The sequence below is a fragment of the Nocardia sp. CS682 genome (genome assembly GCF_004634405.1).
In the GTDB taxonomy this organism is placed as follows: Bacteria; Actinomycetota; Actinomycetes; order Mycobacteriales; family Mycobacteriaceae; genus Nocardia; species Nocardia ninae.
In genome coordinates this window covers 2,371,283-2,385,762 of the sequence record NZ_CP029710.1, presented here as the reverse complement: position 1 = coordinate 2,385,762, position 14,480 = coordinate 2,371,283, and the positions used below count along the sequence as shown (strand labels likewise).

Genomic DNA, 14,480 nt, shown 5'->3' with positions numbered 1-14,480 from the left:
CGACGTGTGGTGCGGAACTGCCTGGGGCAGCGGAAGTTTCAGTGAGTGGGGGTGCTCGTGGTCGCGCGGACGACGAGGGAAGGCTGTAGGCGGCGACGGACCGGGGCGATGCGGTCGGCGCGTAGGCGTTCTACGAGGGCTTCGATGGCGAGACGGCCCATTTGGACGCGGGGCTGGTCGATGGTGGTGAGGGAGACGTGGCGGAGTGCGGCCAGGGAGGTGTTGTCGTAGCCGACTATGGAGACGTCGTCGGGGACGCGTAGTCCGGCTTCTTCCAGTGCGGACATGGCGCCGACGGCGTTGAAGTCGTTGCCGCAGACCAGGGCGGTGGGGAAGTTGTCGCGGGTGAAGAGGTTGAGCAGCTTCTGGACGGCGGCCAGGCCTGCGGAGTCGGTGTGTTCGCTGGGGATGACCATTGGTTCGAGGCCGTGTCGTTCCATCGCGGCGCGATAGCCTCGGCGGCGGGGGGCCGCGGTGAACGCGGTGCCGCCGTCCAGGTGCACGATGCGCCGATGACCAAGGGCGGCAAGGTGATCGACGGCGAGCGCGGCGCCTGTTTCGCCGTCGTCGTTGATGGTGTCGACGTCGGTGATGGCGGTGCTGCGCGATACCAGGACCAACGGAGTCTGTTGTGCCGCATCGCGAATGGCGGCGGCGGGCAGGATGGGGGAGAGCAGGATGATGCCGCCGGGGCGGAAGGAGAGCAGGCTTTCCAGTGCGGTGCGTTCGCGGGCGGCGCTGCGGCGGCCGGTGTTGAGGATCAGCTCCAGGCCGGATTCCTGTGCGGCGGTGTCCATTCCCTCGACGACGTCGGCGAAGAAGGCGTTGCGCAGGTCGGAGACCATCACACCGACGATGTTCGAGGTTCGGCTGGCCAGCGAGCGCGCCATGATGTCCGGCTGGTAGCCGAGGTCTTTCGCGGCCTCCAGCACGGCGCGGCGTCGATGATCGCTGACCTTCGGTGAGTTGCGCATGACGAGGGAGACGAGGGCGCGCGAGACGCCGGCGCGTTCGGCGACGTCTTCCATGGTGGGTCGCGCCATGTCGCCTCCGTTCCGCGTTCGATGAGCCGTGCCGTGTCGGACGTTACAAGGTCGACGCGCGCTAATCAATAGAGCGCTCTAATCCGACAATCTTCGCCGGTGAGTTCCCGGCATATCTGCTGGAAGTGCGGATATTACCTGGTAGTAGCGATATTCTGGACAACGCGGAACCTCTTGACACACTATGACCCACGTTACATAGTTGGAGCGCTCCAATCGCTTGGAGCGCTCCAACTCGACATCGAAGGTCGGAGAAGTCCTGATGACCGAACCGCTCTACCCGCTGCGCATCGCGGCCGCCCCCATCTCCTGGGGAGTGTGCGAAGTTCCCGGCTGGGGTCATGTGCTCGACGCGCGCACCGTGCTCTCGGAGATGGCCGCACTCGGCTTGTCCGCGACCGAACTGGGCCCGCCCGGCTATCTTCCGCGTGACCCGGACGAGTTACGGTCGCTGCTCGAAACATTCGGCATCGCCGCGGTGGGCGGGTTCCTGGCGCAGGTGCTGCACGCCGAGCCGGAGCAGGCGATCGCGGCGGCGAAGGAGACCGCCACGCTGTTCGCGGCGACCGGCGCCGACGTGCTGGTGGTCGCCGCCGCGACCGGTCTCGGTGGCTACGACGCACGCCTGCGACTCAGCGAGTCCGAGTGGCGCATGCTCATCGACACCGCCGCCGCGATCCGCGACGTCGCCGCCGAGTGCGGGCTGCGCACGGTGCTGCATCCGCATGTCGGCACGCACGTGGAGACCGAGCCCGAAGTCGAACGCTTCCTGGCCGATTCCGATCTCGACATCTGCCTCGACACCGGTCATCTGCTGATCGGCGGTACCGACCCGGTGCAGCTCGCACAGCGACACGCCGGTCGGATCGGGCATATTCACCTGAAGGACGTCCGCAGCGCGGTCGCCGACGAAGTACGCGGCGGCACAGTGGAATACAGCGAGGCCGTGCGGCGGGGACTGTATGCCCCGTTGGGAGAGGGCGACGTCGACATCGCCGCGCTGGTGAGCAGCATGCACGCCGCCGGATACCGGGGCTGGTATGTCATGGAGCAGGACACCGCCCTGCAGCCGACCGACTCGGCGGAGCTGCCGAGCCGGGATACCGAACGCAGCCTGCGGCATCTCGCGGGCCTCGTGGCCGCACGAATCTAGTGGGGAAGTGATGACAACGATGTCTCTACGACTCGGCCGAGGATGGCAGCGCTCGCGCCGCTTGCTGCCATGGCTCGCCGCCGCCACGGTGCTGGCCGCCTGTAGCGGTCCGGGCGCCGACGTGCCTGCCCCGACCAACTCGCCGGTGGCCGCAGGAAAATTGAACTCCGTCGCGGTGGTCACGCACGGCAGCCCGGGGGATGCCTTCTGGAACGTCGTCAAGAACGGCGCGGAGGCGGCGGGCAAGGATCTGGGCGTCCGGGTCGAGTACAACTCGGCCGGTGATCCCGGCCAGCAAGCCAAGCTGATCGACAACGCGGTGGCGCAGGGCGTGGACGGGCTCGTCGTCTCGATGGCCAACCCGGACGCGTTGCGCCCCTCGATCGAAAAGGCCGTCACCGCAGGCATTCCGGTGGTGACCATCAACTCCGGCGAGAACGAGAGCGTCAAGTACGGCGCCATCGGCCATGTGGGGCAAAGCGAGTCGCTGGCCGGCCAGGCGGCGGGCAAGCGGCTGGCCGATGCCAAGAAGACCAAGCTGCTCTGCGTCATCCACGAGGCGGGCAATATCGGCGCTACCCAGCGGTGCGACGGCGCGACCAAGGCCTTCGGCAACGGCACGACGTTGCAGGTCGACATCAACAACCCGACCGACGCGCAGTCCCGCATCAAGGGCGCGTTGGAGGCCGACAAGACCATCGACGCGGTGCTGACACTGAATTCGCAGGTCGCCGCGCGTGCGGTGGACGGGGTGAAGGAATCGCAGTCCGGCGCGACGGTCGCCACGTTCGACCTCAATACCGATGTGGTCGAGGCCATCCGGGCGGGCAAGCTGCTGTTCGCCGTCGACCAGCAGCAGTACGAGCAGGGCTACCTGCCCGTGGTGCTGTTGCAGGCATACCGGACGAACCTGAACACCGTCGGTGGTGGCGCACCGGTGCAGACGGGTCCGGCCTTCGTCGACAAGGACAACGTCGATGCCGTCGCCGCGCTCGTGGCACAGGGCACCCGCTGAGGTCAGGGAGTAGATGAAATGACTGTTGCCACAAAGACATCCGAGGCCGCACCGGCCTCGCAACCGCAGGGGCCGACGCTCATGCAGCGGCTGATCGTCCGGCCGGAGATCGGTGCCGCGCTCGGCGCGCTGCTCGTATTCGTGTTCTTCTCGATCATCACCGAGCGGTTCCTGAGCCCGCTGGGCATCGCGACCTGGCTGGACGACTCGTCCACGCTCGGCATCATGGCGGTCGCGGTGGCGCTGTTGATGATCGGCGGTGAGTTCGACCTGTCGGCCGGTGTGATGACCGCGTCGACCGCATTGGTCACCGCGCTGCTCGCGGTGCACGCAGGCTGGAACGTCTGGTTCGCGCTGCTGGCCTCGCTGATACTGGCGTTGCTGGTCGGCGCGTTCAACGGGTGGCTCGTGATGCGCACCGGATTGCCGAGTTTCATCGTCACGCTCGGTACTTTCCTTGCGCTGCAAGGCCTGAACCTAGGCGTGACCCGGCTGGTCACCGGGACCGTTCAGGTGTCCGGGATCCGGAGCGCGGAGGGCTACAACTCGGCAGGCTGGGTCTTCGCCTCCACGTTGAACATCGGTGAAGCCCGCATCCAAGCCTCGGTCATCTGGTGGATCGTGCTGACCGCGATCGCCGCGATCGTGCTGGTGCGCACCAAGTTCGGCAACTGGATCTTCGCGGTCGGCGGCTCGCTCACCAACGCGCGGGCCGTCGGCGTCCCCGCGGACCGGACGAAGATCGTGCTCTTCATGACCACCGCATTCGCCGGCTGGGTGGTCGGCTCCTGCGGCATCCTGCGTTTCGCCAGCGTGCAGGCGAACCAAGGGGTGGGCTTGGAGCTGCACTACATCATCGCCGCTGTCGTCGGCGGTTGCCTGCTGACCGGCGGCTTCGGCTCGGCGATCGGTGCCGCCATCGGCGCCCTCATCTTCGGCATGGCACGTCAAGGAATTGTGTTCGCGCGCTGGGACAGTGACTGGTTCATGCTGTTCCTCGGCGTGCTGCTGCTGGCGGCGGTGCTGGTCAACAACAGATTCCAAAAGCGAGCCGAAAGGGTACGCCGATGAGTGCATCAGCACAGACGAGCGGGGCGACCCCGCTCATCGAGGCCGTTGAGATCGGCAAGAGTTACGGTGGCGTCGTCGCGTTGGAGGACGTGTCGACCGTGGTCAACGCGGGGCAGGTCACCTGCATCCTCGGCGACAACGGCGCGGGCAAGTCCACGCTCATCAAGATCCTGGCCGGGGTGCACCAGCACGATCGAGGCGAGTTGCGCATCGACGGGCAGCCGGTCCGGATGTCCTCGCCGCGGATGGCTTTGGATCACGGCATCGCGACGGTCTACCAAGATCTGGCGGTGGTGCCGCTGATGAGCGTCTGGCGCAACTTCGTGCTCGGCTCCGAGCCGACCACCGGCTTCCTGCGCCTGCTCGACCGCCGCAAGGGCCGCGAGATCGCCCGGCAAGGGCTGGCGGACATGGGCATCGAGATCCGCGACATGGAGCAACCGGTCGGCACGCTGTCCGGCGGGCAGCGCCAATGCGTGGCCATCGCGCGGGCGGTGCACTACGGCGCGAAGGTGCTGATCCTGGACGAACCCACCGCCGCGCTCGGCGTGAAGCAGGCCGGAGTGGTGCTCAAATACGTTGTGCAAGCACGCGATCGGGGCCTCGGCGTCATCCTGATCACGCACAATCCGCATCACGCCTTCCCGGTCGGCGACCGTTTCCTGCTGCTGAAACGCGGCACGATGCTCGGCTCGTACGAGAAGGACGAGATCGACCTGTCGGAGCTCACCAGGCAGATGGCGGGCGGCGCCGAGCTGGACGCGCTGCAGCACGAACTGCAGCGGGTCGTGTCGTGAACAGCGCACCGCGGCGAAAGGTGTTGCCGTGACCGGCTTGGAAGCGTTGACCATCGGACGCGTCGGCGTGGACCTCTACCCGCAACAGAGCGGCGTCGGCTTGGCCGAGGTCGAGTCCTTCGCGAAGTTCCTGGGCGGCACCGCGACCAACGTCGCGGTGGCCGCCGCGCGACTGGGCCGCCGCAGCGCCGTACTGACCAAAGTCGGCCCGGACGGCTTCGGCGATTATGTGCGAACGGCGTTGGCGGACTTCGGTGTCTCGGCGGACTACGTGGGCACGGCGCCGGATTTGCTGACGCCCGTGGTCTTCTGCGCGCTGAAGCCGCCCGCCGACCCGCCGCTGCTGTTCTATCGCGCGCCCATCGCGCCGGACCTCACCCTCACCGAGGACGAGGTGCCGTGGGACGTGGTGGATTCGGTTCCGCTGCTGTGGGTTACCGGCACCGGCGTGAGCGCGGAGCCCGGACGCAGCACCCAGCGCCGCATCCTCGAACGGCGGAATCGCCGCGGGCACACCGTGCTCGACCTCGACTATCGGCCGATGTTCTGGCCGGATGCCGACACCGCCAGCGCCGAGATCGGCTGGATGGTCGACCACGTCGATGTGGTCGTCGGTAACCGTGCCGAGGTTCAAGTCGCCGTGGGGACAGCCGATCCCGACGAGGCCGCCGACCGCCTGCTCGCGCGCGGTGTCCGGCTCGCGGTGATCAAGCGCGGCGCCGAGGGCGTGCTCGTGGCGACCGAGTACGAACGCTGGACGGTGCCGCCGTGTCGCGTCGAGGTGGTCTGCGGACTCGGTGCGGGCGACGGCTTCGGCGGTGCGCTGATTCACGGCCTGCTCGCGGACTGGGATCCGCACCGCATCGCCACTTACGCCAATGCCGCGGGCGCCCTGGTGGCGTCCCGGCTGGCATGCGCGGACGCCATGCCGACGGATTCGGAGATCGAGGACCTGCTGTGCCGCTGAGGCGGCGCGCGAGACAGAAATGGAGAACCTACGGTGCATTTGACCGACGAACGCTGGCGTGAGCTGCTGCGCGTCCGCGCGACGGACCCGGCGGCGGTCGAACGGGCTTATGCGAAACGCGTCCGCCGCCCGAACCTGCTGGCGGACAAGGACACTCTGTTCCTGGTCGCCGCGGACCACCCGGCCCGCGGCGCCCTCGGCGTCGGCTCGGACCTGACCGCCATGGCGGACCGGCGAATGCTGCTGGAGCGGCTGCTGATCGCGCTGGCCCACCCGGATGTCGACGGCGTGCTCGGCTCGCCGGACGTGGTCGAGGAGCTGCTGCTGTTGGATGCCTTGGACGACAAGGTCGTCATCGGTTCCATGAACCGGGGCGGGCTCGCCGGCGCCGAATGGGAGATCGACGACCGCTTCACCGGATACGACGCAGACTCGCTCGCCCGATTCCGCCTCGACGGCGGCAAAATGCTGCTGCGCCTCGTCGATTCGGATGCGGGCACGGTCCCGACTTTGCAGGCGTGTGCACAGGCGGTCTCCGAACTCGCGGCGAACGGGCTCATGGCCATGGTCGAGCCATTGCCGTACCACCGCGACAAATCCGGCGCCCTGGTGATGGCCAAGGATGCGCCTGCTTTGTCCCGGGCGATCACGGTCGCCTCCGGCCTCGGCGTGACCTCGGCCTACACCTGGCTGAAGATTCCTGCCCCGCAGGATATTTCGGTCCTCGACGCGACGACCCTGCCGGTCGTCGTGCTCGGCGGTGCCCCCTCCGGCGACCCGGTCGCCGACCTCGCGTTCTGGGACGGCGCGCTGGGCCACGACGTGGTTCGCGGCCTGGTCGTCGGCCGGACCCTGCTGTATCCGCCCGACGGTGACGTGGGCGCAGCCGTCGACGCAGCCGCCAAGATGCTGAAGGAGACGCGATGAGAGTTGATCGTCCGGAATCGAGGCGGGGATTGCGATGAGGCTGCATAGACCAGCTGGAACACTGAGCCACGGCGGCGATCCGATCCGTCTGGCCCCGGAAGACGCCGGATGGACCTACACGGGCCTGCGGGTGCTGCGCCTGGCCGCCGGGGAAACCCGAAAGCTGGAGACCGGCGAGTACGAAGCGTTCGTATTGCCGCTGGCCGGCGCGTGCACCGTCCGTGTCGACGGCGCGACGTTCGAATTGTCCGGCCGGGAATCGGTTTTCACGCGGGTGACCGACTTCGCCTACCTCCCCCGCGACGCCGAGGTCGAGCTGACGGCCGACGCGGCGATGGAGCTCGCCCTGCCCATGGCACGCTGTACCAACCGCCTCGATCCGAAATATGGCCCCGCGGAACAGGTCCCGATCGATATCCGCGGCGCGGGCCGAGCCACCCGTCAGGTCACCAACTTCGGAGTCCCCGGCGTCTGGGACCACGCCGACAAACTCAATGCCTGCGAGCTGATCACCCCGGACGGCAACTGGTCGTCCTATCCGCCGCACAAGCACGACGAGGCGAGCGACTGTGAGGTCGTGAACGAGGAGATCTACTACTTCCGCATCGCCGGACGGGACGGCAGTACTCCGTCACGTGACGGATTCGGAATCCATCGGACGTACACCGCGGACGGCGAGCTGGACGAAAACGTCGTGGTGCGCGACGGCGATGTCTTCCTCGTCCCACGGGGCTACCACGGCCCGTGCATCGCCGCGCCCGGCTACCCGATGTACTACCTGAACGTGCTCGCCGGCCCCGCCCCGGAGCGTTCGATGGCCTTCTGCGACGACCCGGTGCACAGCTGGGTGCGCGGCACCTGGGACACCGAAGTCCGCGATCCGCGCTGCCCGATCACCAACCACGAAGGACGGCTCGGATGAAACTGACTGCGGCACAGGCACTGGTGGCCTGGCTGGTCGCCCAACGCTCCGAAACTCTCGACGGTCGCGAAGTACCGTTGTTCCCTGCGGTTTTCGGCATCTTCGGGCACGGCAACGTGCTCGGTCTCGGCACCGCGTTGCAAGAGCGCAGGGACGAAATCCCGGTCTGGCGCGGGCATACCGAGCAGGGCATGGCCTTGGCGGCCGTCGGCTATGCCAAAGCCACCCATCGGCGGCAGATCGGCGTGGCCACCTCATCGATCGGGCCCGGCGCGTTGAACATGGTGACCGCCGCCGGGGTCGCGCACGCCAATCGCCTTCCGCTGCTGCTGCTTCCGGGCGACACCTTCACCACCCGCGCCCCCGATCCGGTCCTCCAGCAGGTCGAGCACTTCGGCGACGCCACCGCCACGGTCAACGACGCCTTCCGTGCGGTGAGCCGGTACTTCGATCGGATCACCCGTCCCGAACAGCTGATTTCCACCCTGCCCCAGGCGGTTCGGGTGCTCACCGACCCGGCCGAGGCCGGTCCGGTCACTCTCGCCTTGCCGCAAGACGTCCAGGCCGAGACCTACGACTTCCCCGACGCCCTGTTCGAGCCGATCGTCCATCGCATCCTGCGCCCGCGCGCCGACGAGCGCTCGCTGGCCGACGCCGCCACGGCGCTGCGTAACTCCGCGCGGCCGCTGCTGGTGCTCGGCGGCGGTGTCCGTTACTCGGGCGCGGGCAGCGCGGCTCTCGAATTCGCTGAGCGCCATGGGATTCCGATCGTGGAGACCACGGCGGGCCGGACCCTGGTGCCGCACGACCATCCGCTCTACGCCGGTCCACTCGGCGTCACCGGGTCGACCTCGGCGAACACGATGGCCGCCGAAGCCGACCTGGTCCTCGCCGTCGGTACCCGCCTGCAGGATTTCACCACCGCCTCGTGGACGGTCTTCGCACCAGAAATCCGCCTCGTCACCGTCAACACCGCACGGTTCGACGCGGTCAAGCACGGCGCGCTCGCGGTAGTCGGCGACGCGGCCGCGGCGGTCCGCGATCTGGCCGATCACCTGCGCGAATGGCGCGTCGAACCCGAATGGTCCGCCCGCGCCGCGGCCCAGCGCGGCACCTGGGACGCCCACATCGACAAGCTGCGCGGCCACACCCCGGGCACCCCCAGCTACGCCCAGGTAGTCGGCATCGTCAACGAGCTCAGCGGACCGAACGACTACGTCATGACCGCCTCGGGCGGCATGCCCGGTGAACTCGTCGGCGGCTGGCGCGCCACCGGCGGCGCTGCGAGCATGGACGTCGAATACGGCTTCTCCTGCATGGGCTACGAACTCGCCGGCGCCTGGGGCGCGGCCATGGCGCACGCCGACGGCCTGGTCACCACCATGCTCGGCGACGGCTCCTACCTCATGCTGAACTCCGAACTGTTCTCCGCGGCCTTCGCCGGACACCCGTTCGTCGCGGTCGTCTGCGACAACGACGGTTACGCGGTGATCGCCCGTCTTCAGGAGGGCCAAGGCGGCGCGCCGTTCAACAATTTCTACGCCGACTGCCGCAGCGCCCACGACGAGCCGCCGCGGGTGGACTTCGCCGCGCACGCTCGCGCACTGGGCTGTGCCGTCTTCACCGCCGCCGACCTGGCCGAATTCCGCGACGCCTACGCCCGCGCGCGGGAGGCCGCGGTCCGCGAATCCCGCCCGGCCGTGCTGGTGATCCGTACACAGCCGTCGTCCTGGACCGAAGCCGGCGCCTGGTGGGAGGTCGGTGTCCCCGAACATCTGTCCGGCAGCGCCGCCTACGCCGCCGCGAAACCGCGTCAGGTGCGCTATCTGCAACCGTGAACCGGGGACGAACGTGGGGGCTGCGCGACGGGGCAGAAAGTCGTAGGATGACTTAGCGGCGCAGTGCTGCGCTGGTAGTGATGGCCCTTGCGGCACAAGGTAACTGGACGTGGCCCGGCATCGGCGACCACCTGCGTCGAGAAGGGGAAAGCCTGTGCGGACCGAGGCGATCAGAGCGGGTCGGTGACCCTCAACAGGGTCGACCACACGGCGTTGGCGCTGTGGGCGGCCACATGCGCCGAGCACGTGCTGCCGCTTTTCGAGCGCGCGCGACCCCAGGATCCGCGACCGGCCGAGGCGATCGAGGCCGCCCGAGCGTGGGTGCACGGCGATCTGACGATGCCGGAAGCGCGCAAAGCCGCTTTCGCCGCCCATGACGCCGCGCGCGAGACCACCGGACCCGCCGCTTTCGCCGCGCGGGCGGCCGGGCATGCCGCGGCCACCGCTCATATCGCAGGCCACGCGGTGCATGCGGCCAACTATGCGATGCAGGCGGTACAGGCCGATTCGTCGGAGGGGGACGACGAACGCGCCTGGCAACAAGCTCAGGTTCCCGAACGTCTGTTTCGGGTGGTTTTCCCGGATCGGGGCCTGTCAGAGCATGGGAGGTGAAGGCAACAACCCCACGTCAGCGTTGTATTGCTCACAGTTGACGGGGGAAGATGTGGAGAAATTCGTCGGATCATGGCATCGTTGATCTACGAGACCAGGGCATTCCATTTGCCAGAATCTGGCTCGTCTACAGAAAGTATGAAATGGCTCAGGGCATTGTGAAGTGGTTCAACAGCGAGAAGGGCTTCGGCTTCATCGCGCAAGACGGCGGAGGCCCCGACGTCTTCGTGCATTACTCGGCCGTTAGCGGCGCGGGTTTCCGGTCCCTCGATGAGGGGCAGCGCGTGGAGTTCGAAATCGGCCAGGGCCAGAAGGGCCCGCAGGCGCAGGACGTTCGCGTCCTCTGATTCGCTCCCAAGCTTTCGAAAGGCCCCACACCGGCACGGTGCGGGGCCTTTCCCCATTTCCGGGGACCTCTCAGGCCTTGCTGAAATGCACATGGGAGTGACCGCGGGGGAGCGGACCACCGAGCTGACCCGGTAGCCGGGCAGCGTCGCCTGTGGATCTTCCCCGTCCGGGGCAGGACCGGCCGGCCGCCACGCACCGCCTTGCTCAGGCGTACGCGGCGGCCGCCGCCGCCGAATGAGCGGTGGTTACTGCTGTGCCTCGGCGCGGAAGAACTCCGCGGTGAGGCTACGGGCGCGGTCGAGGTCCGGGTCCGTGGTCTTCGGGAAAGCATCTGCCGCCAGGGCGAATTCGGCCTCGATGAACGCGGCGATCGGCACCGGCACTGCCCCGCTGCCCATTTCGCGGGTCCGCGACTTGAGCTCGGTCAACTCCGCCACCGCCGCAACCAGTTCGGCGGGCAGGTCGCACTCGTCCATCAGGGTCGGCAGGTGCATCGGCGCCACCGCCGCGCCGGGATGTTCGCGCAGCCAGCGCAGTGCCATGGCCGGGCGCAGCGAGTAGAACACCTTCTTCAGTGATCGGTTGCGGTCGAACAACTCCCACTGCTTGGCACCCAGGTGCAGGTAGTGCCGGGCCACCCGGTTGCGGTCGGCGACCTCGTCGGCCAAGGCGCGCAGGTCATCTCGGAACCGGGTATCGCCGCGATACACGATCGGCGACATCAGCCATTCGATGAGCACGGCGTTGCCCGCGACCAGCAGGCGCAGCGCCTTGGCCAGGTCCCAGCCGTTCACGTCGAGCAGACCGGTCAGCGGCGTCTCGATGACGTCGCGGGTGCGCCAGGGCGAGAGATAGGTATCCAGGCTCGCGATGTAGACGAACCGGCAGTCGTAGTCGGAATCCGGCGACGGGAAACCCCAGGCGCGGCTGCCGCTTTCGATGGCGAGCCGGACCGAGACGCGGTGCTCGCGCTCGACTCGGTCCAGCTCGAAGTCGATGGACCCGACTACCGTCGGGTCCATCGAAGCGGGGATCGCGCGTAGGGCCATGCGCCGATGCTAGGCGGCCGATGATCACGACCGCATCTGGTTTTCAGCTATCCGCGCAGCTCGCGGGCTGCTGCCGGGCGACTGACCGCGGCGATGGTCAGCGCGATGAGGACCAGCGCGCCGCCGAGCCACATCGCGGAGGTGACGTCGAACGCGTCCGCTGTGCGCCCGCCCACCAACGCGCCGAGGGCGATGGCGGCGTTGAAGACACCGGCGTTGAGTGAGGATGCCGCCTCGCGTGCGTCGGGTGCCGCGGCGAAGGCCCAATTCTGCGAGGTGACCGACACCCCGCCGTAGGACAGCCCCCACACCACCATCAGCACGACCGCGAGCCACAGCGATCCGCCGAGTGCCGGTATCAACAGCACGGTGACCGCCAGCGGGATGCCGATCGTGATCAGCGTCCGGCGCGGGTTGCGCACGCCTGCGGCGCCCGAGCCGAAATTGCCGAGGACACCGGCGATTCCGTACACCAGGAGCAGGGTGCCGATGGCGCTCGCGCCGATGCCGGTCACCTTCTCCAGCAGCGGGCGGATGTAGGTGTAGGCGGCAAAGTGCCCCGTCACCAGGAACGCGACGACCAGCAATGCGGTGCGTAACTGTGGTTCTCGTGTCAATCGCAGGGTGTCCCGAAGCGGAACCGCCTGCGTAGCAGTCAATCTCGGTAGCAGTACGGCGATCGCGACCAGCAAGACCACCGCGAGCCCGGCAATGACGAGAAACGCGGCACGCCATCCGGCGAGTGCGCCGATGTAGGTTCCGGCGGGGACGCCGATCACCGAGGCCACCGCGACGCCGCTGTAGACCAGCGCGGTAGCGGTGCCGACCGACTTCGGCGGGACCAGTCGCGCCGCCATGCTCGCCGCGATGGCCCAGACCCCGCCGATCCCGACGCCGACCAACACCCTGGCCCCCATCATGACCGCGAAGTTCGGCGCCCACGCCGCGCCGACATTGCCCACCGTCAGCACCGCGAGCAGCGCGCAGAGCACGAGCCTGCGGTCGGTGCGGCCGAGCGCGGCGGTGAGCAGCGGTGCGGACAGCGCGGCGACCAGGCCGGTGGCCGTCAGCGAAAGCCCCGCCGCACCCTCGCTGACCCGCAATGTCGCGCTGATCGGAGTGAGCAACCCGACCGGAAGCATCTCCGAGGTGACGACCGTGAAAGTGGCCCCGGTCACGGCAGCGACGCCGAGCCAGCCGCGCAGTGCCGAATCGCGCGCTGCCGGTGCCGGACTCGCGATTTCCTCAACCTGTGTCATGACTCCAGCCAACTGATCATGCCTGGTGGAAACAACGGCGAAGGTCTCATCGTTCTATGAGCTGGACTAATCGACGGTGAGAGGGAAGCCGATGAGCGAGGCGCAGTCATGAGTAAGCGCAGCGGACGAATCGTGTGCCTGCGCGCGCCGCACATGACGGAGCCGAGCGTCAGCGAGGCGTGGTCGTGAGCGGCTTGGAGGTGCGCGAGCTCGAGGCGTTCCTGGTCCTCGCCGAGGAACTGCACTTCGGACGCGCGGGCGAACGTCTGTACGTCTCGCAGGGCCGGGTCAGCCAACTGCTGCGCGCGCTGGAGCACCGGGTGGGCGCGCGGTTGATCGAGCGCACCAGTCGCAAGGTCGCGCTCACGCCGCTCGGCGCGGACTTCCTCGCCGACCTACAGCCCGCGTATGCCGCGCTGCGTGCGACGGTGGACGGTGTCCGGGCCGCCGCGCGCGGCATGGAGGGAGTGCTGCGCATCGGTTTCCAGGGTTCGACCAGCGAGAATCTGACGGATGCTCTCGCGCTGTTCGCGCGCAGGTTCCCGCACTGCGGCACCGAGGTGATCGAGATTCCGCTGGCCGACCCGTTCGGTCCGGTGCAGCGCGGCGAGGTCGATATCGCCGTGGTGCTGCTGCCGATGGGGGAGAGTGATCTCGTTCTCGGACAGGTGTTTTCGGAGCAGCCGCAGATGTTGGCGGTGCACAACGAGCATCCGCTCGCGGCACGGGCCAGCTTGTCGCCGGAAGATCTCGCCGAGTTCGCGTTGATCGGTGTGCGCGGGCCCGCGCCGCAGTACTGGCGGCGCGCGCAGTCGCTGGATGTCACGCCGGGCGGTCGGCCCGTTCCGGCGGGTCCGGGCGTCGGCACCCTGCGGGAGGGGATCGAGTTGGTGGCGGCCGGCCAGGGCGCGATGCTGCTGTGTCATCCGACCGCTGTGTACCACGACCGGCCGGAGGTGCGCTTCGTGCCGGTGACCGGGTTGGCGCACTCCCGGCTCGGCCTGGTCTGGCATCGCAACCGCGAAACCACTCGGGTGCGGGCGTTTTCCCGGGCTGTCGCAGCGGTCGGCTGAGCGGCATTGCGGAGGCGGCGAACGGTATTGCGCGCCAGGTTTATCCAGGGCTGATTCGGCGACTGGATGCTGTTGTTCGGCGAAGCGCACACGAGTGCTTCTAGTGGGAGAGATCGAAGAATTCGAGCGCTTGTTACAGCGTTTTATGCGCCGGTCGTACTTGTCGTAAATGTCCGAGTTCAGAGCTGGCGATAATGCCCCTCTTATTCGGGTCCCAACGATTTCTTAGAAGATTGTCATGTTTACCGCTGTGGCCATCCCCGCGCACCGGCGTCGACGCATACGACGTGGTCAAGCCCATGGTTCTCCGGGCATGAACCCAAATGGTCACCTGACCAGGTGTTCTTCGTGATGTGACTGTAACCTGCATCACTAAACAGCGAAAATTAGTAACCGACTTTGTCGA

At 67.9% G+C, this 14,480-nt stretch carries 14 protein-coding genes; 11 read left to right on the top strand and 3 right to left on the bottom strand.

Translation table 11 applies throughout. From position 1 onward, the window contains the following. Positions 1-38 precede the first annotated feature (38 nt). Positions 39-1,043, bottom strand: a complete 1,005-nt coding sequence (locus tag DMB37_RS10690) for a LacI family DNA-binding transcriptional regulator (protein ID WP_135232562.1) — start codon at positions 1,041-1,043, stop codon at positions 39-41. Between the two features lie 262 nt (positions 1,044-1,305). On the opposite strand from DMB37_RS10690, the gene DMB37_RS10685 reads away from it, so the two are divergent. From DMB37_RS10685 to DMB37_RS10640, 10 genes are all read left to right on the top strand, one after another. Continuing rightward, positions 1,306-2,196: a TIM barrel protein gene (locus DMB37_RS10685; RefSeq protein ID WP_135232561.1), complete on the top strand. Its 891-nt coding sequence runs from the start codon at positions 1,306-1,308 to the stop codon at positions 2,194-2,196. Between the two features lie 10 nt (positions 2,197-2,206). Next, positions 2,207-3,211, top strand: coding sequence for a sugar ABC transporter substrate-binding protein (locus tag DMB37_RS10680; RefSeq protein WP_234391160.1), 1,005 nt, complete (start codon positions 2,207-2,209; stop codon positions 3,209-3,211). A gap of 18 nt (positions 3,212-3,229) precedes the next feature. Next, positions 3,230-4,282, top strand: a complete 1,053-nt coding sequence (locus DMB37_RS10675) for an ABC transporter permease (RefSeq protein WP_206055226.1) — start codon at positions 3,230-3,232, stop codon at positions 4,280-4,282. Further along, a complete protein-coding gene (locus DMB37_RS10670) occupies positions 4,279-5,079 on the top strand; it encodes an ATP-binding cassette domain-containing protein (RefSeq protein ID WP_135232560.1) in 801 nt (266 codons plus the stop codon). Before DMB37_RS10675 ends, DMB37_RS10670 begins: the two co-directional genes overlap by 4 nt. Before the next feature lie 28 nt (positions 5,080-5,107). Continuing rightward, entirely contained in the window at positions 5,108-6,046 is a 939-nt protein-coding gene (gene iolC, locus DMB37_RS10665; RefSeq protein WP_135232559.1) for a 5-dehydro-2-deoxygluconokinase, read from the top strand. A 33-nt stretch (positions 6,047-6,079) separates the two neighbouring features. Continuing rightward, entirely contained in the window at positions 6,080-6,973 is an 894-nt protein-coding gene (locus DMB37_RS10660; RefSeq protein ID WP_135232558.1) for an aldolase, read from the top strand. A 34-nt stretch (positions 6,974-7,007) separates the two neighbouring features. Then, complete coding sequence (gene iolB / locus DMB37_RS10655) at positions 7,008-7,895, top strand: 5-deoxy-glucuronate isomerase (RefSeq protein WP_135232557.1); 888 nt, start codon at positions 7,008-7,010, stop codon at positions 7,893-7,895. After that, the gene (iolD, locus tag DMB37_RS10650) at positions 7,892-9,733 is read left to right on the top strand and encodes a 3D-(3,5/4)-trihydroxycyclohexane-1,2-dione acylhydrolase (decyclizing) (RefSeq protein WP_135232556.1); all 1,842 of its coding nucleotides are present in this window, start codon (positions 7,892-7,894) and stop codon (positions 9,731-9,733) included. Before iolB ends, iolD begins: the two co-directional genes overlap by 4 nt. Positions 9,734-9,916: 183 nt before the next feature. After that, the gene (locus tag DMB37_RS10645) at positions 9,917-10,345 is read left to right on the top strand and encodes a putative immunity protein (protein ID WP_135232555.1); all 429 of its coding nucleotides are present in this window, start codon (positions 9,917-9,919) and stop codon (positions 10,343-10,345) included. 143 nt (positions 10,346-10,488) lie between these two features. Further along, on the top strand, positions 10,489-10,692 hold the full coding sequence (locus tag DMB37_RS10640; protein WP_054814460.1) for a cold-shock protein: 204 nt from the start codon (positions 10,489-10,491) through the stop codon (positions 10,690-10,692). 246 nt (positions 10,693-10,938) lie between these two features. Here DMB37_RS10640 and DMB37_RS10635 read toward each other — a convergent pair whose 3' ends face one another. Both DMB37_RS10635 and DMB37_RS10630 read right to left on the bottom strand, forming a co-directional pair. Beyond that, positions 10,939-11,742 (bottom strand): nucleotidyltransferase domain-containing protein, encoded by an 804-nt coding sequence (locus DMB37_RS10635; protein ID WP_135232554.1) that lies wholly within the window; start codon positions 11,740-11,742, stop codon positions 10,939-10,941. A 47-nt stretch (positions 11,743-11,789) separates the two neighbouring features. After that, positions 11,790-13,001: an MFS transporter gene (locus DMB37_RS10630; RefSeq protein ID WP_135232553.1), complete on the bottom strand. Its 1,212-nt coding sequence runs from the start codon at positions 12,999-13,001 to the stop codon at positions 11,790-11,792. A gap of 185 nt (positions 13,002-13,186) precedes the next feature. On the opposite strand from DMB37_RS10630, the gene DMB37_RS10625 reads away from it, so the two are divergent. After that, complete coding sequence (locus DMB37_RS10625; RefSeq protein ID WP_135232552.1) at positions 13,187-14,074, top strand: LysR family transcriptional regulator; 888 nt, start codon at positions 13,187-13,189, stop codon at positions 14,072-14,074. Positions 14,075-14,480 lie beyond the last annotated feature (406 nt).